Genomic DNA, 20526 nt, shown 5'->3' on the forward strand with positions numbered 1-20526 from the left:
CCTTGCCATGTCCACCACGAACGCGCCACGGCCGGCCGCCACCCACCCGACGGCGGCGGCCCCGCCGTCCGCGCCCGGGCCCGAGCAGCCCCGGCTCACCGGCCGCCTCAAGCTCGTCCTCGCCGTCCTCCTCGTCGCCCAGTTCATGCTGGCCGTCGACTTCTCGATCCTGAACGTCGCGCTGCCCACCATCGGCCGCGGCCTCGGCTTCTCGCTGGCCGGCCTCCAGTGGATCGCGACCGCGTTCGCGCTCAGCGCCGCAGGCTTCACGCTCTTCCTCGGCCGGATCGGCGACCTCGCCGGCCGCAAGAAGATGTTCATCGGCAGCATCGCGCTGCTCGGACTGTCCTCGCTGGTCGGCGGTCTGGCCACCACGCCCGGCGTGCTGCTCGCCGCCCGCGTCGCGCAGGGGCTGGCCACCGCCGCGGCCACGCCGGCCGGCCTGGCCCTGCTGACCACGGCCTTCCCCGAGGGCCCGCTGCGGCAGAAGGCGCTCGGCGTGAACGGGGCGCTGATGTCCGCCGGTTTCACCACCGGCGCCATCCTCGGCGGCGCGCTGACCGACCTGCTGTCCTGGCGCTGGTCGTTCTTCCTCAACGTGCCGGTCGCGCTCGCCGTCGTCGTCATCGCGCCGGCCGTGATCACCGAGTCCAGGCCGGCCCACCGGCCCCGGCTCGACCTGCCCGGCGCGCTCACCGTCACCGGCGGCCTGCTCGCGTTCGTCTACGGCCTCACCCAGGCCGGCGAGCACGGCTGGACGAGCGCGCACGCCGTGACCGGGCTGGCCGCGGGCGTGCTGCTGCTGGCCGGGTTCTTCCTGATCGAACGCCAGGTGGCGCAGCCGCTGGTGCCCCTGCGGGTGCTCGGGCGCCGCAACGTCGCCTGGGGGAACGTGCTCGGGCTGCTCGCGTTCGTCACCGAGACGTCGCTGGTGTACCTGCTGACGCTGTACCTCCAGGAGACCCTGGGCTTCTCCCCGCTCGCGGCCGGCGCCACCTTCGGCGTGCTGGGCGCGGGTACGGTCGCGGGCGGCCTGCTCGCGCCCCGGGTGATCGCGCGGACGTCCCTGCTGACCGCGCTGGTCGGCGGCGGCCTGCTCCAGGCGGCGGGTACCGCCGCGCTGCTCTTCCTCGGCACGACGACGGGCGCCTCGCTGGCCCTGCTGCTGCCGGCGACGTTCATCGGCGGCATCGGCAACATGCTGGTCATCGTCGGCTTCATGGTCACCGCGACCAGCGGACTGCCGGACGCGGAACAGGGCTTGGCGACCGGCCTGGCGTCGATGTCCCAGCAGGTCGGCATCACGATGGGCACGCCGATCATGTCCGCGGTCGTCACCGCGACCACGGCGGGCGCCACCACCCCCGCGGCGATCCACCACGGCGTGACCACCGCCATCGCCGTCAACGCGTCCCTGGTCCTGCTCGGCGCGACGGCCGCCGCAGCCTTCCTACGCCCCCGGAGCCGGCGGCCGGCCGCCGGGCAGAACCGGTGGCCGGGCGAGCGGCCGGCGCGATGAGATGGGGCACGCACCAGCCCCCCGCGAGCCGAACGCCCGCGCCCAAGGAGACGCCCCGTGCCCACGCCCGACCCCGGGCACGTGCCGGGCTACGACGGCACGCTCAATGACTACTTCCTGATCCGCACCGCCCGCTTCACCCCGTGTGGCGCGCTGTCCGGTGCCGAGCTGGCCGCCGACAACATCAGCGGGCTGGCCTGGTGGGACCCCGCGGAGATCATCGGCCACCGCGGGCCCGATCGCTTCTCGCCGCGCGACCTCGGTAACCGGCTGACGGCGCTGCTCACCTCGGGCGTGCCGCCGGCACCGATAGCGATCGGGCGGTGACTCCCGCCCGTTCAGCCGGCCGTACGTCGGCCCGCCGGGCACCTCCGGTCCCGGACATGCCGAACGGGCCGCCGGCAGGGGGTGGCCGGCGGCCCGCGGTGGGGCGGTGGGGCTGGGTCAGCCGTTGGAGACGCCGTTGGCCGAGAGGACCGGGACGTCGTCCACCAGGTGCGACAGCGGCTCGTCGCCCTTGATCTGGCTGCTGTTCTCGGCGCACTGCTGGTTCTGCGGCGACGACAGGACGTTGATGTCCTGGGCCGTGATCGGCACCAGGCCGACCAGCGAACCGACGTTGGCCTTGACCGGCAGGCCGACGCACGGCTTGTTCAGGCTGCCCTGGACCAGGCCGAGCTGGGGGCTCTCGGTGCCACCGGTCACGGTGTTGCCGTACGCCTGGGCGGCGCCGTTGCCGTTGACCGTGGTGGTGCCGTGGTCGTCGCCGAGGGCCATCGCCTGCGGAGCGGTGGTCGCGCCGACGGCGACGACCGAAGCAGCGAGGGCAGCGCCCGCGAGGATCTTCTTGATCATTATGAGTCCCTTTGTGGTGCTCGATTGCACGGTTCTGAAGGTCTGAAGCGATCTGATCAACCGCTCCCGACGGGTTTGGTTCCGGCGGTTCACTCCGATGGCGGAGTACCTGATCGCGCGGACGGCCCAGCGGGCGGCTCAGCCGCCGCCGAGACCGCCAAGCGGCAGGCCGCCGAGCAGCGAGGCGCCGGGGACGGCGCCCAGCACGGCGGACTTGGCGCTGTCGCGCACGGCGGTGGTGCCCTGGCCGAGCAGTTCGTCGGTCGGAGCGGCGTCCTTTAGCTGCTGGACGGTCTGGCCGGCCTTGCCGGCCTCGTCCAGCAGCGGGGCCACCGGCGCGTTGTCACCGACCTGCTGCAGCGGCTGCTGCGCGGTCAGTTCGTTGACGCCGCCGGTGATGCTGGTCGGCGGCATGGCCGTCATACCGGCCGTGCCACCGGACTCACCGCTGCCGACGGAATCGGCAAAGGCGGGTGCGGCGACGCCGACCGCCAGCATCGAGCCGGCCATGACCGCTGCAACCTTCGAAAACTTCACTTGCCACCCTTTCAGGAACGCCGGAGTCTGTCGCCATGAACAACGACCGGCGATAGCAACGGAAACGCCCGGTCAATCGCCCGACGCCCAGTCAGTCGCCCGACACTCAGTCAATCGCCCGGCGAATTCGCGACTGGCGCGCCGCACGGCGATAGAGCAGGGCTCCGCCCACGAGCAGAACCGCGCTGGTGCCCGCCGCCGCGCCCAGTTCGCCGCCGGACACACCGGTCTCGGCGAGCCCGGACGACACCGCGGGATCCTGCGTCGGATGGCTGACGGGCGGGGGCGTGACCTGCTGCTTCAGTGGCGTGGAGGGCGCGGGCGGCGCCTCGTGCGCCGGGGGCGCGTGGTGCGGGGCGGGCGGGCTCGACGGCGGCGGGGTGGTCACCTGCGGCGTGGCCGGAGCGACCCCGTTCCCGCAGGAATTGCCCATCGCCGGATTCAGCGCACCCACTCCGTCAACGGTGTTCCCACACGCGTTGACCGGGGCGTTCAGCGGAATCTCCACCGAATTCCCGGACAGAATTCCGGGCGAGCCCTGCGCCTCACCTTGGGCGCCGGAATCCGCGTACGCGTAGCCGCCGGTGACGGCGATGATGCTGCTCGCGGCAGCGGCGGTGAGCAGACTCCGGCTCAGGATCTGTCGCATCGACTCGTTTCTCCGCTCGGACCGATCAGCACCCGGGGCGGTACCCCGGGTGCGGTGAAAGCCGCCCCGGAGTGCGCCGCGCGCGCTCCGGGGCGGCACCTGGCCGGCAGCTGACCGCCCGCCAGGTCAACGTCACGTGCGCGACGCCGCTTTCCCAACGTCAGTTGCCTGACGTCACTGGTTGACGCAGGTGTTGCCGAACGCCGGGTTCAGCAGGCCGATCACGTCCACGGTGTTGCCGCAGAGGTTCACCGGAACGTGCACCGGCACCTGGATGCTGTTGCCGGACAGGACGCCCGGGGAGCCCGCGGTGAGGCCGTGGGCGTCGGAGTCGGCGAAAGCGGGGGCGGCGACGCCCATCGCGATGACCGTTCCTGCGGCGACAGCCGCAACCTTGGAGAACTTCACGGTTAACTCCTTTTCCGGCACGGTGTCTGGTGCCGCGACGACCATCGTCGCGGCCGGACACGAAAAGCCGCCTCCGTGCACACCGTTACCGACCGGGCTAACGACCGGTGATGACGGGAGAAACCCCCCAGCGTTGCTGACCTGTCATCATCCACCCGAATGGACGGGTGGATACAGCCAGATGGCACCGGACGGATTCGGCCGGGAATGCGGAAGGGGCGCGGAAAGGCTGCGCGGCAAGGGGCCGCGGAAAAGGGGGCGGCCCCGGCCGCCGGCGGAAAGCCGGGGCCGGGGCCGGTGTTGGTGCGGCGGGCAGGTCAGTGGTTGCCCGCACCGTTGCCGGAGAGCACCGGGATGTCGTCCAGGATGTGCGACAGCGGCTCGTCGCCCTTGGCCTGGGTGGAGTTCTCGGTGCACTGCTGGTTCTGCGGCGACGACAGCACGTTGATGTCCTGGACGGTGATCGGCACGACGCCGACCAGCGAACCGAGGTTGGCCTTGGCCGGCAGCGCGATGCAGGGCTTGTTGAGCGAGCCCTGGATCAGCGCGAACGACGGGCTCATGTAGCCGCTGGTGTAGGTGTTGCCGTAGGACTGCTCGGAACCGTTGCCGTTGGCGGTCGTGGTGCCGTGGTCGTCACCGATGGCCATCGCCGACGGGGCGACCGTCGCCGAGACGCCCGCGATGGAGACGGCCACAGCGGCCGTGGCGAGGAACTTCTTGATCACGGTAGGTCCTTCTTTGGTGAGATTGCCCCGGAAGGTGGGTCTGTCGTGGCTAACCTCGGCGCGCGCGAATAGTAATGATTGTTCACTCGAATGGATAGGGACGGCCGTCCGCCGCCGGCCGTCACACACAAGGGTGTATTGCGGGTAGCCATGTTGACGCTTCGTCAACATGGCTCTTGTGATCGTCGTAAGAGCATCAACCTGCTGACCGGCCGCGCGTCGCGCGTGATTCGCGCCCCGGCGTCTGCCACGGTGCATTCCTGTTCCCCGAGGATTACCTGACCGGCAGGCGATTCGTTGAGATCACGCGGGCTGCACAGCAGGGGCCGCGGGATGTGAATCACGACTTCGGCTTCTCCCACGACTCGGAGAGAGAGAACGGCGCGCGATGCGGCAAGCGCAACACCAGGAAGGGCTCGCGGGGCTGACGGTGCTTCATGTCACGCAGCCCGTCGAAGGCGGGGTCGCCCGCGTCGTCACCGACCTGGCCGCCGCGCAGGGTGGGGCGGGGGCGCGGGTGGTCGTCGCCGGGCCGTTGGCGCCGTCCGAGCGGTCCGGGCGGTCCGGGCCGTCCGAGCGGTCCGGCCGGTTCGCGGCGGAGGTGGAGCGCGCCGGAGCGCGGGTGGCGCACTGGAGCGCGCGCAGGTCGCCCGGGCCCGGGCTGCGCGCCGAGACGCGCGCGCTGGCCCGGCTGGTGCGGGACGTCCGCCCCGACCTGCTGCACCTGCACAGCGCGAAGGCCGGACTGGCCGGACGGCTCGCGGTGCGCGGCACCGTCCCGACCGTGTTCCAGCCGCACGCCTGGTCGTTCGACGCGGCCGGCGGCCCCGTCGGGTACGCGGCGCTGCGCTGGGAGCGGTTCGCCGCGCGCTGGAGCGCGCGCGTGGTGTGCGTCAGCGAGGCGGAGCGGCTGGCCGGCGAGCGGGCCGGGATCCGTGCGGCCTGGTCGGTCATCCCCAACGGCGTCGACCTCGGCCGTTACGCGCCCGCCGGCGATCCGGCCGCGGTGCGGGCGGCGCTGCCCGCGCTGTCCGGCCTGCCGGCCGGGGCGCCGCTGGTGGTGTGCGTCGGGCGGCTCTGCCCGCAGAAGGGGCAGGACGTGCTGCTGCGGGCGTGGCCCGAGGTGACGGCACGGGTGCCGGGCGCGCGGCTGGTGCTCGTGGGTGACGGCCCGGACCGCACGCGGCTGCTGCGGGACGCGCCGCAGGGCGTGGTCTTCGCGGGCTCGGCGGCCGACACGGTGCCGTGGTACCAGGCCGCGGACCTGGTGGTGCTGCCCTCCCGCTGGGAGGGGATGGCGCTGGCGCCCCTGGAGGCGATGGCCTGCGGCCGGCCGGTGGTGCTCACCGACGTGAGCGGGGCCCGCGAAAGCCTTCCCCCCGGTGACGCCGCCTCGGTGGTCCCGGTCGGGGACCCGGCGGCCCTGGCGTCGGCGATCGTCCGCGGTCTGACGGCCCCGGCGCCGGCCGATCCGCTCCCCCACGTGCGGGCGTCCCACGACATCCGAAGAACGGCCGCGTCCGTATCGGCCCTGTACGGCGACGTCCTCGCCCTGCCCAGCCCCGAGCGCAGGGAGAGTGCCCTCCGATGACCCGGGACCCCGCCACCCCCACGCCGCCGCCAGCCGCGTCGAACTCCGCTGCCCCGAGCCCCGTTTCCCCCGCGCCGGGCGGGGACCCGCAGTTGACGGCCGCGGGAACCCCGAAGCCGGGCGAGCAGCCCGCGGCGGCGGGCGCGTTGGAGCCGAGCGACGGGCCGAACTCCGGTGCGCGGACGCGTGATTCGGCTTCGCCGAGTGCGGGCCCGCGCCCGGAGGCCGCCGGCACGGGCGGGGCTGCGGGTTCCGCATCGAACCCCGGCACACGGACCACCGATCCGAGCCGACCCGGCCCCGCACCCCAGGCCGGCGGCCACGCCGTAACGGCAACACCCGGCCCGAGGCTCACCGGCAGCCCGAACTCCGGCTCACCCATGCCCGATTCGACGCGGCCCGGCTCGGACGCACGCTCCACGCCGCAGGCGGCTGGCGGTACGGACTTCCGTGGGCAGGGGGATGATTCGGCTTCGCCGGGCGCCGACCCGTATCTGGTGATCGCTCGGGCGGCAGCCTCAGGTGGGTTGACGGGGTCGGTGGTTGCCGCGGTGACGCGTGGCGGGCGCGGTGATGGCGGCGGGGCCGGTTGGGGGCTGATCGGGAACGGGGCCTCCAGCGGGCGGGTGGTGCTGGCGCGCGGGGTCGGCGGGGGCAGCGCGTTGTCCGCCGCACTCGCCGCCATCGACGCGGCGCCGCTGCCGCTGGGCTCCCCCGAGGCCGAGGCGGCGACCGCGGCCGGCAATCTGCGCCGGGCCGTACTCGGTGCCTCCGGCGGCTCGCGTGGGGCGGTCGGCGACCGCAACGCACCGCCGGTATCGACGGCGCGCCGGACGACCGCCGATGTCAACTCCGCATCCGCGAACGGGCCGCGCAGCCCCGTCCTCGCCAACGACACCCGCGCATCCCTCACCGACCGCAACGCACCGGCCGCGCCGGGAACCCGCCGCCCGACCGCCGACCTCAGCCCCGTACCCACGAACGGGTCCCGCGGGCTGACCGCCGACCTCAGCCCCGTGGCCGCGAAGGCCGGGTTCTCCACCCTTGCGGCGCAGCCGACCGGGAAAGCCGGCGGCGGCACGCCACCCACCCCCGCCGCTTCCGGTGGCGGGCCCGGGACGCCCGCGGCAACGGCCGCGCCCACACCCGGGATCCGGCGCGGAGCGCCCAGGCATCGGCGGGTGCGGGAGTGGGGGGCCGTGCGGATGCTGGTGGCGGCGGACTGCGTGGGGGGGCTGGCCGGGTTCGGGGTGGTGGGGCCCGGGATGGGGTTTGCCGTCTTGGGCGGGGTGCTTGGGGGGGTTGTGCTCGCGCATCGGCGGGCGGGGCTTTATCGGCCGGGGTTCGCGCCGGCCGCGTTCAGGGAACTGCCGGCCGTCACCGGGCGGGTCGCACTCGTCTGGGGGGCCGTGGCCGCCGGGATCGCCGCGTTCGATCCCGGACACGCGCTCGACTGGGCCGTGTTGGCCGTCGCGATCGCCGTCACCGTGGTCGTCACGGTCTCCGCGCGGGCCGTCGCCTACCGGGCCCGGCGGTGGGCCGCGCGGCGGCGTCCCGCCTCGACGCTGATCGTCGGCGGCGACCGCACCGCCGAGCAGGTGGCCGCCGCGCTGCACGCGCACCCCGAGTACGGGATGCGCCCGGTGGGCATCGTCGCGCGCGGCGCGCTCGAACTGCCGCTGCCCGGGCTGCCCGTGCTCGGCGATCCCGGCGACGTGACCCGGGCCGTGATCCAGAACGCCGTCCGGCACGCCGTCGTCACCTGCCCGCAGCCGCTGGACGACGAGACCACCGCGACCGTACGGCTGCTGGCCGCCCGCGGCTGCCAGGTGTGGCAGGTCACCGCCGGGCGGCACGGCACCGGGCCCGGCAGCCCGCCGGCCCCCGACCACCTGTGGGGCTTCGCGTGCCGCCGGCTCGACCCGTACCCGGCCACCGCCCCCGCGAGCCGCACCGCCCGGGCCGCCAAACGCGCGCTCGACGCGAGCGCCGCAGCGCTCGCGCTGCTCTGCCTGGCGCCGGTACTCGCCGCGTGCGCGCTGGCGGTCCGGCTGACCGACGGCCCCGGCGTGCTGTTCCGGCAGGAGCGGATCGGGCTGAACGGCCGCCCGTTCACGCTGCTGAAGTTCCGCACGCTGCGGCCCGCCGACGCGCACGAGTCGGCGACGCTGTGGAGCGTCGCGCACGACAGCCGGATGAGTACCGTCGGGCGGCTGCTGCGGCGCAGCTCGATGGATGAACTCCCGCAGTTCTGGAACGTGTTGCGCGGCGACATGAGCCTGGTCGGGCCGCGCCCCGAACGGCCCTACTACGTCAGCCAGTTCAGCCAGACGCTGCCCGGCTACCGGGACCGGCACCGGATGCCGGTCGGGATCACCGGCCTCGCCCAGGTGAACGGGCTGCGCGGCGACACCTCGATCGCCGACCGCGCCAGGTTCGACAACCACTACATCGACAGCTGGTCGTTCTGGCAGGACGTCTCCATCCTGCTGCGGACCGCGACCTCCCTCTTCCGGTTCGGCGGTAGCTAGCCCATGACGTTCGGCGGTAGCTGACCCATGACGATCCTCGTGCAACCGCTCCCGGCGGCCCGGCGGCAGGCCGACGCGCAGGCCCCCGTTCCAGCCCCGGCACCCTGGCCGGCCAGGCTCGGGTGGCTGGCCCCGCTGCTGCCCGCGCTCGCCACCGTCCTGCTGCTGGCAGCGCCGGTGAGCACCGGCGACGTCAGCACCTCGGGCAAGGTCACCCCGGCCGACGCGGCCTCCGCCGTGCTCGTACTGGCCTGCGCCGTACGGCTGTTGCGGGACCGGTCCCGCCCGCTGACCCTGGCCGCCGCGCTGTTGCTCGGCGCGCCCGCGGTCGGCTTCGCGCTGTCCGCGATGACCTCGCTCGACCCGGGCGCCGGGGTCGCCGGATTCCTGCGCTACGTCCAGGTGTTCGTCGCCGTGCCCGCGTCGCTGGTGCTCCTGCTGCGCGACCGGCGGGACTTCGCGGTGGTCGCCGGGTCGGTCGTCGTCCTCGCGCTCGTGCAGGGCGCGGTCGGGGTGACGCAGTACGCGACGGCCACCGGGGCGTCGTACATGGGCGAGAACATCCGCGCGGTCGGCACGTTCGGGCCCTCCGACATCATGGGCATGGCCACGGTGGTGGCGTACGGCCTGGTGATCTGCGTCGGTTGCGCGCTCGCGCCCGCGACGGCGGGGATGCCGGCCTGGCTGCGGCCGGTGGCGCTCGGCTGCGCGGCGGCGCTGGTCGTACCGCTCGCGGTGTCGTTCAGCCGCGGTACCTGGATCGCCACCGGGGCCGCGTGCGCGGCGCTCATCGTGCTGTCGGGCGGGCGGCGGGCGGTCCGGATCTTCGCGGTGCTCGCGGCCGGCGCGGTGCTGCTGGTCGGCGGGCTCGGCGTCGGCTCCGCGATGATCAGCGAGCGCGCGGCGAGCATCACGCAGGTCACGGACGCGCCCGACCCGTCGGTCACCGACCGCTACGCGCTGTGGGCCGCGGCGATCAGCATGTGGCGTGAGCACCCGGCGACCGGCGTCGGCCTCAAGCGCTTCCCCGAGGAGCGCGACGGCCACGCCTCGCTGGCGCTGTCCGCCGCGAGCGACACCGAGGGGGCCGGCCAGTCGTTCGTCCGCGAACCGCTGCTGTCCCCGCACAACATGTACCTGCTGGCGCTCAGCGAGCAGGGCCTGATCGGGGTGACCGCGCTGGTCGGCGGCTGGGCCGCGTTCCTGGCCCTCGGCACGCGGCGGTTGCGCGGCCGGCGCGCGGCGGGCGACGGCGGGGCGGCCGCGTGCGGGCTGACGGCGGTGGGACTGCTGCTGTGGCAGTGCGTGGACTTCCTGTACGCGGACATCGGCGGGCCGTGCACGGTGCTGACGGCGATGGTGATCGGGCTGGCGGCGTGGTGGTCGCTCAACTCGGCGAACGGGACGGCGTGATGGGCGGGGATCCGCGGGTGCCCGGCCCGGGGCCGGGGTCACCTGCCTCGACGGCCGGGTCGGGGGCGGGGCTGGGGTCGGCGGGTTCGACGGCCGCTTCGAGGACGGGGCCGGGCCAGGCGGCCCGGCTGCCGCTCGCGGGTGCGGCGTTCGCGGTGGCCGGGCGCCGCCGGGGCGCGGCGGTCGTGGAAGAGCGGAGCGGGCGGGCCGGGTCCAAGTCCTCTCGGACAGCGACGACTTGGGGGACCGCCGGAGGTCTGGTCTCCCCGGCCGCAGGTGCGGTCGCGCACCCGGCGGAACTCCCGGCCGCCACCGCGCACCAGCCCGTACCGGCCTGCACGAACGCCCGCAGGCCGGGGGCCGTCGGCGCCAACGTACGCCGAACCGCGCCGACTTGCGCGGAGGGCCCGGTCCCGCGCCCGGCGGCCCACGAACCGGTCCTCGCGGCCGCGTCCGACCCCCGCACACCGTTCAGCGCGCCCCAGACCGGGCCCACTTACCTGGCGGCTGCCGATCAGCCCGCCGACGTCAGCCCGAACTCGCCCCAGACCGGGACCGCTTCACCACCCTCCACCGGCTCGCGTTCGCGCTCGGCCGGCGGGTTCCTCGTCCGGGCCGCCGGGATCACCGCCGGGCTCAGTGCGGCCGGGTCCGTACTCGGTCTGGTGCGGGACCAGGCCATCGCCCACCTGTTCGGCGCCGGGGCCGCCAGTGACGCGTTCCTGGTCGCGTGGACCGTGCCCGAACTCGCCTCCACCGTCCTGATCGAGGACGCGATGGCGCTGCTGCTCGTGCCCGCGTTCAGCGGGGTGCTCGCGCGGGCCGGCGGGGGCGGGGTGCGGTCGCTGGTGCGGGACACGCTGCCGCGGCTGGTCGCCGTGCTGGCCGCCGTCACCGCGCTGCTCGTCGTCGGGGCGCCGTACATCGTGGACGTGCTCGCGCCCGGGCTGCGGGACACCCGGCTCGCGGTCGACTGCACCCGGCTGACCGCCGTCACCGTCTTCAGCTTCGGCCTGACCGGCTACCTCAGCGCGGCGCTGCGCGCGCACCGCAGGTTCCTCGCCCCGGCCGCGATCTACGTCGCCTACAACGTCGGCATCATCGTCACGCTGGTCACGCTGCACGGGCGGTTCGGGGTACGGGCCGCAGCGGCGGGGGTCGCGATCGGCGGCGTGCTGATGGTGTTGGTCCAACTCCCCACGTTCGTACGGGAGACGCGCCGTCCGAAGGCCGAGGCGCGGCCCGTCGAGCGGCTCACGGAACCGGCGGGCGGGCGGCGACGGCGGCTCGGACTCGCGCTGCTCGCGCCCGTGATCGTCTTCACCGTCAGCCGCCAGGCCCAGGTCCTGATCGAGCGGTTCTTCGCCTCCGACCTGCAAGCGGGCGCCATCTCGCACCTCAACTACGCGCAGAAGGTGGCGCAGATCCCGATGGTGCTGTCGCTGATGATCTGCACGGTCACCTTCCCCGTCGTCTCCCGCGCGCTCGCGGAGGGCGACCGCGAACGGGCCAGGCGGCAGGTCGAGCACGACCTGATGCTGGCCTGCCTGGTGGTGCTGCTCGGCACCGCGTACGTCATCGCCTGCGCGCCGCAGATCGTCCAAGTGCTCTTCCAGCGCGGTGCGTTCACCGCGGCGGACACCGGCGCGACGGCGTCGGTCATGCGGGTGTACGCGCTCGGGCTGCTCGGCCAGTGCCTGGTCGGGGCGCTGATCCGGCCCTACTTCTCGGCCGCGCGGCCGACCTGGTACCCGGCCGCCGTGATGGGCGTCGGCCTCGCGGTGACCACGGGCGTGGACGCGGCGGCCGTCGGACGGTGGGGCAGCTACGGGATCGCCGCGGGCAACGCCGCCGGGATCACCGTCACCGCGGCGCTGCTCCTGCGGGGCCTCGCCACCCGGGGCGTGCCGGTCAGGGCACGGGCCCTGACCGGTGGGCTCGGACGGGTGGTCGTGGCGGCGGCCGCTGCCACCGGGGCGGGTTGGGGTGTGGCGGCGGTGCTGCCGGGGCCCGCGCTCGGGGTGCTCGCGGGGTGCGTGGTGGTGCCCGTCGTGTTCGCCGCGGCGGCGGCGGTCGCCGGGGTGCCGGAGGTGCCCTATCTGTTCGGCACGGTGAAACGGAGGCTCAGCCATGCCAGTTGATCTCGCAGCGAACGGATCGGCCGGATCAGCCGGTTCGACCGGCTCGACCGGCTCGGTCAGGACGGCCGATACGGAAAGGACCGCGGGCGGGCGGCGGTCGCTCGCGCCGTGGGTGCTGATGTACCACTCGGTGAGCGAGGACGCCGACGATCCGTATCTCGTCACCGTCAGCCCGGACCGGCTCGGGCGCCAACTCCGGTGGCTGCGCGACCGGGGGCTGACCGGAGTCTCCGTCGGCCGGCTGCTGCGGGCGCGGGCGGCCGGGCAGGCACGGGGGCTGGTCGGGCTGACCTTCGACGACGGGTACGCCGACTTCCTCGATCAGGCGGTGCCGCTGCTGCGGCGGTACGGGCACACCGCCACGGTGTTCGCGCTGCCCGGGCGGCTCGGCGGGGAGAACGCGTGGGACGCGGAGGGGCCGCGCAAGCCGCTGCTCACCGCGGACGGGATCCGGGCGGTGGCCGCGGCCGGCATGGAGGTGGGGTCGCACGGGCTCGTGCACAGGCGGCTCACCGGGATCTGCGAGGAGGGGGCGCTCGATGCGGAAGTCGCGGACAGCCGGGGGCTGTTGCGCGAGTTGACCGGGGCGGCGCCGGAGGGGTTCTGCTACCCGTACGGGGCGCTCAACTCGCGCGCTTTGCTCGCGGTGCGGCGGGCGGGTTACGCGTACGCGTGCGCGGTGGATCCGGGGGCGCTCGCGGGGCGGTTCGCGCTTCCCCGCACATACGTCGGCGCGCGGGACGGTTCCCTTCGCCTGCGGGCGAAGCGCTTCCTGCACGCGGCGCGCCGCGAACGCTTGATGCCCTCCCCGGGCGGTACCCCCCAATGACCCCGACCCGCGGCCAACCCCGCAACCGGCTCACCCTCCAGCCCGTGCGCAGGCCCGCCGTGGCTCGTCGCGCAGTTCCCCGCGCCCCTTTTATGCACCGGGGCACCCGCAACCAGTGCCGTCCCGGCACTACGACGACCCCGAGCGGCAAAGGCCAAGCCCGCAACTGGCTCAGCACCCACCCCGCGTGCAGGCCCGCCGTGGCTCGTCGCGCAGTTCCCCGCGCCCCTAATATGCACCGGGGCAACCCCGGTGCACCGCTGGCCCCGTCCAACCGGGCAAGCGTGCGCGCCTGGCGCGACAACGCCCCGGCATCACCAGGGGCGCGGGGAACTGCGCGGCCAACCCCCACCGGCCGGGAGCCAGGCAACGACCCCACGCCGCGCGGCGGGCAGCCGGCGACAGCCGCAGACCCGGCATCACCAGGGGCGCGGGGAACTGCGCGACAAGTTACCGCCGGACGGGAGTCGGGCGGCGAACCTGAGCGGGAGGCGTGGGCGTGAAGGTGTTGCATGTGGTGACCGGGCTTGGGGTTGGGGGGGCCGAGCTGCAGCTTCGGGGGTTGTTGCGGGTCCTGCCGCAGAGCGTTCGGTCCGATGTGGTCGCGCTCACCAATCCGGGGGCCGTCGCCGACGGGATCCTCGCGGACGGGACCGCGGGCGTCACGCATCTCGGGATGCGGGGGAACCGGGATCTGAGCGCGCTGCCGCGGCTCGTGAAGCTCATCCGGCGCGGGCGGTACGACGTCGTGCACACGCATCTGTACCGCGCCTGCGTCTACGGCCGCCCGGCCGCCCGGCTCGCCGGGGTGCGGGGGGTGGTCGCCACCGAGCATTCACTCGGGGAGTCGCAGATCGAGGGGCGCCCGCTCACCCGCGGCACCCGCACGCTGTACCGGGCCACCGAGCGGCTCGGCGCCGGGACGTTCGCCGTGTCGGGGACGGTCGCGCGGCGGCTGCGCGACTGGGGGGTGCCCGAGGGCCGCATCCACCTCGCGCCCAACGGCATCGAACCCGACCGCTTCCGGTTCGATCCCGCCGTGCGGGCCGCCACCCGCGCCCGGCTCGGCCTGCCGGCGAACGCGTACGTCGTCGGCGGCGTCGGCCGGCTCGTCACGTCGAAGCGCTTCGACGTCCTGCTGCACGCCGTGGCCGCCGCGCCCCCGCACGCCCACGCCCTGGTCGCCGGGGCCGGCCCCGAGCGCGCCGCGCTCGGCGAGCTCGCCACCGCGCTGGGCATCGCCGGCCGCACGCACATCCTGTCCGCGACCGACGGCCCCCCGCTCGGCGTGCCGGAACTGCTCGCCGCCATCGACCTGTTCGTCTCGCCCTCCGCCGAGGAGTCCTTCGGGCTGGCCGTCCTGGAGGCGCTGGCGGCCGGCCTGCCCGTGCTGCACGCCGCCTGCCCGGCCGTCGAGGACCTGCCGGCCGCGGATGCTCCCGGCGCGCGCCTGGTGAGCGCCGGGGAGTTGGACGCCGCCGTCGCCGCGGAGGTCGCGGCCGGGCCGCGCCGGCTGCCCGTGCCGCCGGCCGTCGGCCAGTACCACATCGCCCGGACGGCGGACCTGGTGATGGACCTCTACACGCGCGTCACCGAGCACCGCACCACCACCACCCGGACGTCCACCCGTCGAACCGTCGAGAAATGAGAACCCGCATGGACGAGAACCGCAGCCGCCCCGCCGGCCCCACCCGTCGCCGCGGCCTGCCCCGCTGGCTGCCGCTCGGCCTCGGCATCGGCGTCGGGCTGCTCGGCGGGGTCGGCTACGGGCTGACCGCGTCGCCGCAGTACGCCGCCACCAGCTACGTGATGGTGGTGCCCGTGCACGGCGACTCCGCGACCGCGCTCGGCTTCGCGCAGGCGTACGGGCGGGTGGTCACCGGGTCCGCGGTGCTGGCGGGCGCGCAGGCCACCACCAAGATGAGCGTGGACGATCTGCGGGGCAGCGTCCAGGCCGCGACCTCCCCCGACGCGCCGATGATCTCCGTGACCGGCACCGGATCGCACGGTCAGACCGCCGCCACCGTCGCCAACGCCGTGGCCCGCTCGCTCACCGAGACCGGCAACCGCAACGCGGCCAGCACCGGCGTACGCCTGCTGGTGTTCTCGCCGGCCGCCGCCCCGACCTCGCCCTCGTCGCCTTCGGTCACGCTGTCCGGCGCGGTCGGGGCCAGCGCGGGCGGCCTGCTGGGCGGGCTGGTGCTGCTGGTACGGCCGAAGGACCGCCGCGAGGAGCCCGCCGCGGCCGTGCCGGGCCCCGCGCCCGAGCCGGTCCGCGAGCAGCCCGCCCGGACGGCGGCCAGGGAGACGGTGTGACCACCGCCGACCCGCTGACCGGGGCCACGGCAAGCCCGCCCGCCCCGGTCCGGGCTGCCCCTGCTGCCCGGGTTGACCCGCTCGCCAAAGCCACGGCTGACCCCGCCGCCCCGGCCAGCGCGAACCCGGCCGGCCCGATCTCGGCCGACCCCCCTGACGTGGCCAGCGCGAACACGGCCGACCCGGTCCCGGCCGACCCCGTTGTCCCGGCCATGGCTAACCCGGCCACCCCCGCCGCCCGCGCAGCGGAAGCCCGCCGCGCGACCGTCCCCGCGCCCGGTGGCGCGTCAACCGGCGCCGGGGCCCCCGACCTGACCGTCACGATCTGCCGCGACCCCGTCGCCTTCGCCGCCCTCGCGCGCGAGTGGGCCGACCTGCACCGGCGGTGCCCGGTCGCCACGCCGTTCCAGTCGCACGCGTGGCTGTACTCCTGGTGGCTGTCGTACGGGACCGGCGGCCGGCGCGGGGCGCGCCGGCTGCGGGTGGTGCTGGTACGCCGGGGCGAGCGTCTTGTCGGGGCGGCGGCGCTGATGCGCGGTCGCGGGCCGCTGCCCGTCCTCGTCCCGCTCGGCGGCGAGATCACCGACTTCACGGACGTCCTGATCGACGCTGACGCCGACACGGGCACAAACACAGGCACCGTCACCGCCGCGCTCGCCGCCGGCCTGCGCAAAGCCGCGCGCGGTGCGCTGATCGACCTGCCCGAGGTGCGCCCTGGCGCCGCCGCCGAGCGGCTGTACGCGCACTGGTCAGGGCCCAAGCGGCGGCTCCCGGACTCCGTCTGCCTGGAGCTGCCCGGCCTGCCGATGGACGAGCTGATCGCCCGGGTGGGCAGCTCCCGCGGCCAGCGGATCCGCGCCAATTTGCGGAAGCTGGACGCCGCCGGGGTCGTCGAACGCGAGGTGCCGGCGGCCGACGTGCCCGCCGCCGTCGGCACGATGCTGCGGCTGCACCTGCTCCAGTGGCAGGGGCGCGGGGTGACACCGGAGCACGTACGGCCGCGCTTCGCCGAGCACCTCGCCCGGGCTGCCGGGCTGATGACGGCCTCGGGCGAGGCGGTGGTCACCGAGTTCAGCGTCGGCGGCGAGGTGCTGGCCGCCAACCTGACCGTGCTCTCGCCGAGCCTGGCCGGCGGCTACCTCTACGGCGCGCACCCGGACCTGCGCGCCACGAAGGTGGACGTCACGACGCTGCTGATGCGGCACGGCGTGCGGCACGCGGCGGGCGGCGGCCGGGGCGCGCTGAGCCTGCTGCGCGGCGCGGAGCCGCACAAGTTCCACTGGCGGCCGGAGCACGTGACGAACCAGCGGCTGCTGCTGGCCGGCCGGCCGCTGGCCGCGCTCCTGCACGCCCGTTACGCCGCCGTCACCGCACGCACCCGGCTGGCCGGGGCCGCGGCCCGCCGGGTGCCCGCGCTCCGCGCCTGGCGGGCCCGGCTGAACGACCTCAGGTCCCGTACGACCTCCGGTACGACCTGAACCCCGTCACCGCGCGGACCCACCCCTACGCCCGGCCCCTACTTCTTCTTCGGCTGGAGCCGGAAGCACACCTGCCCGCTGGCGTACTGCTTCTTCATCTCCGGCGTCAGCTCCATCGGCAGGCAGGCGTCCACGGCGGGCGCGGGCGTGCTGACCGGCTTCGGGACGGGGGCGGCGCCGGGAACGGCGGTCGGGGTGGGCGTGGGCTTGGGCGTGGTGGGCGCGGGAGTGGGCGTCGGCGCCACCGTGGGTGTGGGCGTCGGCGTACCGGACGGCGTGGGCTCCGGGGCCACCGTGGGCGCGGAGCTGACCGTCGGGGTCGGCGTGACGGTCGGCGTGGGAACCGGGGCCGCCCCGGGAGCGGCCGTCTCCCCGGCCACCGGAGTCACACCGGCAGTCGGGGTCACCCCCGGCGTCTCGGTAGCCGTGGCCGTCCCACTGGGCGTGGGCGTCACACCGTCCGTCGGCGTCGCACTCGGAGTGGGCGTCCCCGTGGCACTCGGCGTCCCGCTGGGCGTCGGCGTACCGGTGCCGGCGTCCGTCCCCGTGGCCGTCGGAGTAGGCGTAGCCGTAGCCGTAGCCGTAGGCTCCACCACCGACTTCCGGTCGAACAGCGCCGTCCTGAACACCTTCGACGCCTTCGGGTTCTCGCCGCACTGCCACACGCCGTGCGGGCAGTAGTCGGTGATCGTCTGGTAGAGCGGCTTGTGGTCGCCGATCCAGTCCAGCATCAGGCTCATGTAGTCGGGGTTGTCGCCGTTCCTGAACAGGCCCCACTCGGGGTACGAGATCGCCTTGCCGTGCTCCTTGGCGAAGTCCACCTGCGCCTGGAGCCCGTACGGCTCGTTGACCTCGTCGTAGAAGGTCTCGCCGGGCGGCTGGTCGTAGGAGTCCATGCCGATGATGTCCACCGACTTGTCGCCGGGGTAGCACTGGGTCCAGCCGATGGCGTCCTGGCCGCGGTTCGGTGCGAAGTCGAAGCGGAACTTCTGGCCGGGCACCGCGCGCATCGCGGCCACGATCCGGTTCCAGTACGTCTTCCAGTCCGCCGGGTCGGGCCCGCAGCGGTGCGAGTACGTGGTCCCGTTCATCTCCCAGCCGAGCACGATGACGGTGTCGGGCACGCCCATCGCCACCAGCCGCTCCGCCAGCCGCGTGTAGTGGCTGTCGAAGTCGCCCGCGGCACCCTGCTGGATCCGGGAGCGCACCTCGGCGTCGTCGAGGCCGTCCTCGTTGTTCTGCTGCATGGGGACGTTGAGGACGAACAGCCGGTCGGCTTCGGCGCGCTTCCAGTCGGCCCACGGCTGGAGCAGGCTCGGGTCGCCCTCGATGCTCGACCAGCGGTCGCCGGGCAGGTAGGTGTGGCCGACGCGCAGTTCGGTGCCGCCGAGCCAGGTCTCCAGCTGCGGGATGTGCTGGACTCCGTCGGACCCGGAGTCGGTGAAGGCGCCCATGAACGCGAAGGCGTTCGGCGGGGCGGGGTGGCCGACCGGGCCGCCGGCCGCCTCGGGCGCGTCACCGGCGGCGGTACCGGCGGGGACACCGGCGAACGAGCGGCCGGCGGAGGTCGCGGCGGTGGAGACCGATGACACCGCCGACACCGCCGAGCCGAGCGCGGAATCGGTCAGCCCGGTCATCAGCAGGGCGGCCGTGACGACACCGACACCCGTCCCTGCCACCCAGTGGCGTCGGTTGGCCATGGTCACTCCCTCGTCGTTGAAGCATGCTGAGCACCGTTGTGCAAGAGCTCTCCTCACGGTCAGTCATAACGTAGGAAGAATTGCGCCGCCCGTTGTCCTGGGCCATCCGAGCCTGCCCGGCAGACGGTCCGTCAATCGGACGTAGGCGAGCCGCGTTCAGCAGCGGGCATTCGGTGCCCGGTAATCATCCGACACACCGTCAACCGCATTCCTTGACCAAGGCGATACGAAGTCCGCTGATACCCAGCTCATAGCGGCAGGAAGCCCAGAGCGACATCACTCGGGCGGATGAATTTTCGTGCAGCGATCACCGATTATTCGCGATTGCTCACCCCTACGGCGGCATGATGAGGCTCGGTAACGACCGCCGGACGACTACCGGACGACTGCCTGAAGACTGCCGAACGACCGCCCGCGAGCCAGAGGAGCCGGATGAAGACCGCACGGTCACGCGTGACCCGCAGGCGGCTGATCAGGAGGGGCCTGACCACCGTGGCCGCCGTGTCCGGTACGGGCGCGGCGCTGCGGCCGATGCTGGCCGCGGGCCAGCCGGGCGGCACCGGCGACGAGGCCGGTTCCCGTTCCGGCGACGGCCTCGACGACGGCAGCGGCGACGACACCGAGGCGCTGGCGCAGGGCGCCCCGCAGGACGCGCCCGCGCTGTTCGACGAGGTCTACCGGGGGCGCCGGATCCAGGGCTACCCGTCCACCGACGACGCGCGGCTCGACATCCGGATCGACGGCATGCCGCTGCACGTCATGCGCCGGGTGGACGGCAGCTGGATCAGCATGGCCAACCACTACCAGCCCTACACCACGCCGCTCGCCACGGCCCGTGGCGCGGTCGACGTGATCGGGCGCGCCGAGCTCGCCATGGACATGGACACCGAGCACCACCAATGACCACGACGAGGGGTCGGCATCCGTGTACACCCGGATCAACCAGAGGCATCTGACCAGCAGCCAGCGGACCCGCTTCGTCGAGGCGGTGGTCGAGCTCAAGCGGATGGGTTCCTACGACAAGTACGTGCGCCTGCACGCGAAGTACTTCGCGGCCGACGGTGAGACCGGGCTGCGGGTCGCCCACATGGCGCCGACGTTCTTCCCCTGGCACCGGCGGTTCCTGCTGGCGTTCGAGTCGGAGCTGCAGATGCTCGACCCCGAGGTCAGCATCCCGTACTGGGACTGGACGGTGGACAACTCGGCGAAGTCGCCGCTGTGGGCGCCGGACTTCATGGGCGGCAACGGCCGGGTGAGCGACGGGCAGGTGATGGACGGCCCGTTCGCGTACGGCACCGGCAACTGGCCGATCACCTACGGGGTCACCACCGAGAAGTACCTGACCCGCAACATCGGCCGCCCCGACCGGCCGATCGTGCTGCCGACGAAGGCGGAGCTGTCGGGCGCGCTGGCGATGCCGGTGTACGACACGGCGCCGTGGAACTCCGCGCCGACCACCAAGGGCTTCCGCAACAAGATCGAGGGCTGGACGGTCAGCGACACCAAGGGCGGCTACCTGCACAACCGGGTGCACCAGTGGGTCGGCGGCCACATGATCGGCGGCGCCTCGCCGAACGACCCGGTGTTCTGGCTGCACCACGCCTTCATCGACCTGATCTGGGTGCGCTGGCAGCGGCTGCACCCGAAGTCCCCGTACCTGCCGAGCCGCCCGCTGGCGGCCAACGACCCCGAGCACGGCCGGGTGATCAGCACGGACGAGCCGATGCCGCCGTGGGGGACGAAGCCGTCGCAGATGTTCGACCAGCGGCCGTTCTACTCGTACGAGGAGAACTGAGCACGGACGGTGTCCCCACGTACGCAACGGCCCCCC

Annotated in this window: 18 protein-coding genes; 12 read left to right on the forward strand and 6 right to left on the reverse strand. The window is 74.2% G+C overall.

The genetic code is table 11. The annotated features are described in order from the left end of the window. The first annotated feature begins 7 nt into the window (after positions 1–7). Together ACQPW6_RS18015 and ACQPW6_RS18020 are read left to right on the forward strand one after the other, a co-directional pair. A complete protein-coding gene (locus ACQPW6_RS18015) occupies positions 8–1519 on the forward strand; it encodes an MFS transporter (RefSeq protein ID WP_433890660.1) in 1512 nt (503 codons plus the stop codon). Between the two features lie 57 nt (positions 1520–1576). Next, positions 1577–1846, forward strand: a complete 270-nt coding sequence (locus ACQPW6_RS18020; protein ID WP_433890661.1) for a hypothetical protein — start codon at positions 1577–1579, stop codon at positions 1844–1846. 117 nt (positions 1847–1963) lie between these two features. On the opposite strand, the gene ACQPW6_RS18025 is transcribed toward ACQPW6_RS18020, so the two are convergent. From ACQPW6_RS18025 to ACQPW6_RS18045, 5 genes are all read right to left on the reverse strand, one after another. Further along, on the reverse strand, positions 1964–2374 hold the full coding sequence (locus ACQPW6_RS18025; protein WP_433890662.1) for a rodlin: 411 nt from the start codon (positions 2372–2374) through the stop codon (positions 1964–1966). A 138-nt stretch (positions 2375–2512) separates the two neighbouring features. Beyond that, on the reverse strand, positions 2513–2884 hold the full coding sequence (locus ACQPW6_RS18030; RefSeq protein WP_433890663.1) for a hypothetical protein: 372 nt from the start codon (positions 2882–2884) through the stop codon (positions 2513–2515). A gap of 133 nt (positions 2885–3017) precedes the next feature. Then, complete coding sequence (locus tag ACQPW6_RS18035) at positions 3018–3560, reverse strand: chaplin (RefSeq protein WP_433890664.1); 543 nt, start codon at positions 3558–3560, stop codon at positions 3018–3020. A gap of 174 nt (positions 3561–3734) precedes the next feature. Further along, the gene (locus tag ACQPW6_RS18040) at positions 3735–3968 is read right to left on the reverse strand and encodes a chaplin (RefSeq protein WP_433890665.1); all 234 of its coding nucleotides are present in this window, start codon (positions 3966–3968) and stop codon (positions 3735–3737) included. 317 nt (positions 3969–4285) lie between these two features. After that, a complete protein-coding gene (locus ACQPW6_RS18045; protein WP_433890666.1) occupies positions 4286–4696 on the reverse strand; it encodes a rodlin in 411 nt (136 codons plus the stop codon). Positions 4697–5084: 388 nt separating this feature from the next. Here ACQPW6_RS18045 and ACQPW6_RS18050 point away from each other — a divergent pair, with 388 nt between their 5' ends. The 8 genes from ACQPW6_RS18050 to ACQPW6_RS18085 all read left to right on the forward strand — a co-directional run bounded on the left by ACQPW6_RS18050 (position 5085) and on the right by ACQPW6_RS18085 (position 16995). Further along, positions 5085–6287: a glycosyltransferase gene (locus ACQPW6_RS18050; protein WP_433890667.1), complete on the forward strand. Its 1203-nt coding sequence runs from the start codon at positions 5085–5087 to the stop codon at positions 6285–6287. A 995-nt stretch (positions 6288–7282) separates the two neighbouring features. After that, on the forward strand, positions 7283–8818 hold the full coding sequence (locus tag ACQPW6_RS18055) for an exopolysaccharide biosynthesis polyprenyl glycosylphosphotransferase (RefSeq protein ID WP_433894574.1): 1536 nt from the start codon (positions 7283–7285) through the stop codon (positions 8816–8818). Between the two features lie 27 nt (positions 8819–8845). Beyond that, positions 8846–10231: an O-antigen ligase family protein gene (locus tag ACQPW6_RS18060; protein ID WP_433890668.1), complete on the forward strand. Its 1386-nt coding sequence runs from the start codon at positions 8846–8848 to the stop codon at positions 10229–10231. Next, positions 10195–12372 carry a murein biosynthesis integral membrane protein MurJ gene (murJ, locus tag ACQPW6_RS18065; RefSeq protein WP_433890669.1) on the forward strand — a complete coding sequence of 726 codons (2178 nt, stop codon included), beginning with the start codon at positions 10195–10197 and terminating at the stop codon, positions 12370–12372. Before ACQPW6_RS18060 ends, murJ begins: the two co-directional genes overlap by 37 nt. A gap of 118 nt (positions 12373–12490) precedes the next feature. After that, positions 12491–13201, forward strand: coding sequence for a polysaccharide deacetylase family protein (locus ACQPW6_RS18070; RefSeq protein ID WP_433894575.1), 711 nt, complete (start codon positions 12491–12493; stop codon positions 13199–13201). Between the two features lie 499 nt (positions 13202–13700). Then, positions 13701–14849 (forward strand): glycosyltransferase, encoded by a 1149-nt coding sequence (locus ACQPW6_RS18075; protein WP_433890670.1) that lies wholly within the window; start codon positions 13701–13703, stop codon positions 14847–14849. A gap of 8 nt (positions 14850–14857) precedes the next feature. Beyond that, positions 14858–15517: a lipopolysaccharide biosynthesis protein gene (locus ACQPW6_RS18080; RefSeq protein WP_433890671.1), complete on the forward strand. Its 660-nt coding sequence runs from the start codon at positions 14858–14860 to the stop codon at positions 15515–15517. Continuing rightward, a complete protein-coding gene (locus ACQPW6_RS18085) occupies positions 15514–16995 on the forward strand; it encodes a GNAT family N-acetyltransferase (RefSeq protein ID WP_433890672.1) in 1482 nt (493 codons plus the stop codon). The genes ACQPW6_RS18080 and ACQPW6_RS18085 overlap by 4 nt, the downstream gene beginning before the upstream one ends. A 38-nt stretch (positions 16996–17033) precedes the next feature. Here the strand turns inward: ACQPW6_RS18085 and ACQPW6_RS18090 are convergent, their stop codons facing one another. Continuing rightward, on the reverse strand, positions 17034–18695 hold the full coding sequence (locus ACQPW6_RS18090) for a glycosyl hydrolase (RefSeq protein WP_433890673.1): 1662 nt from the start codon (positions 18693–18695) through the stop codon (positions 17034–17036). 432 nt (positions 18696–19127) lie between these two features. On the opposite strand from ACQPW6_RS18090, the gene ACQPW6_RS18095 reads away from it, so the two are divergent. Continuing rightward, a complete protein-coding gene (locus ACQPW6_RS18095) occupies positions 19128–19598 on the forward strand; it encodes a tyrosinase family oxidase copper chaperone (protein ID WP_433890674.1) in 471 nt (156 codons plus the stop codon). 22 nt (positions 19599–19620) lie between these two features. Next, a complete protein-coding gene (locus ACQPW6_RS18100; protein WP_433890675.1) occupies positions 19621–20490 on the forward strand; it encodes a tyrosinase family protein in 870 nt (289 codons plus the stop codon). Positions 20491–20526 lie beyond the last annotated feature (36 nt).

Source organism: Streptomyces sp. CA-111067 (genome assembly GCF_050956065.1).
In the GTDB taxonomy this organism is placed as follows: domain Bacteria; phylum Actinomycetota; class Actinomycetes; order Streptomycetales; family Streptomycetaceae; genus Actinacidiphila.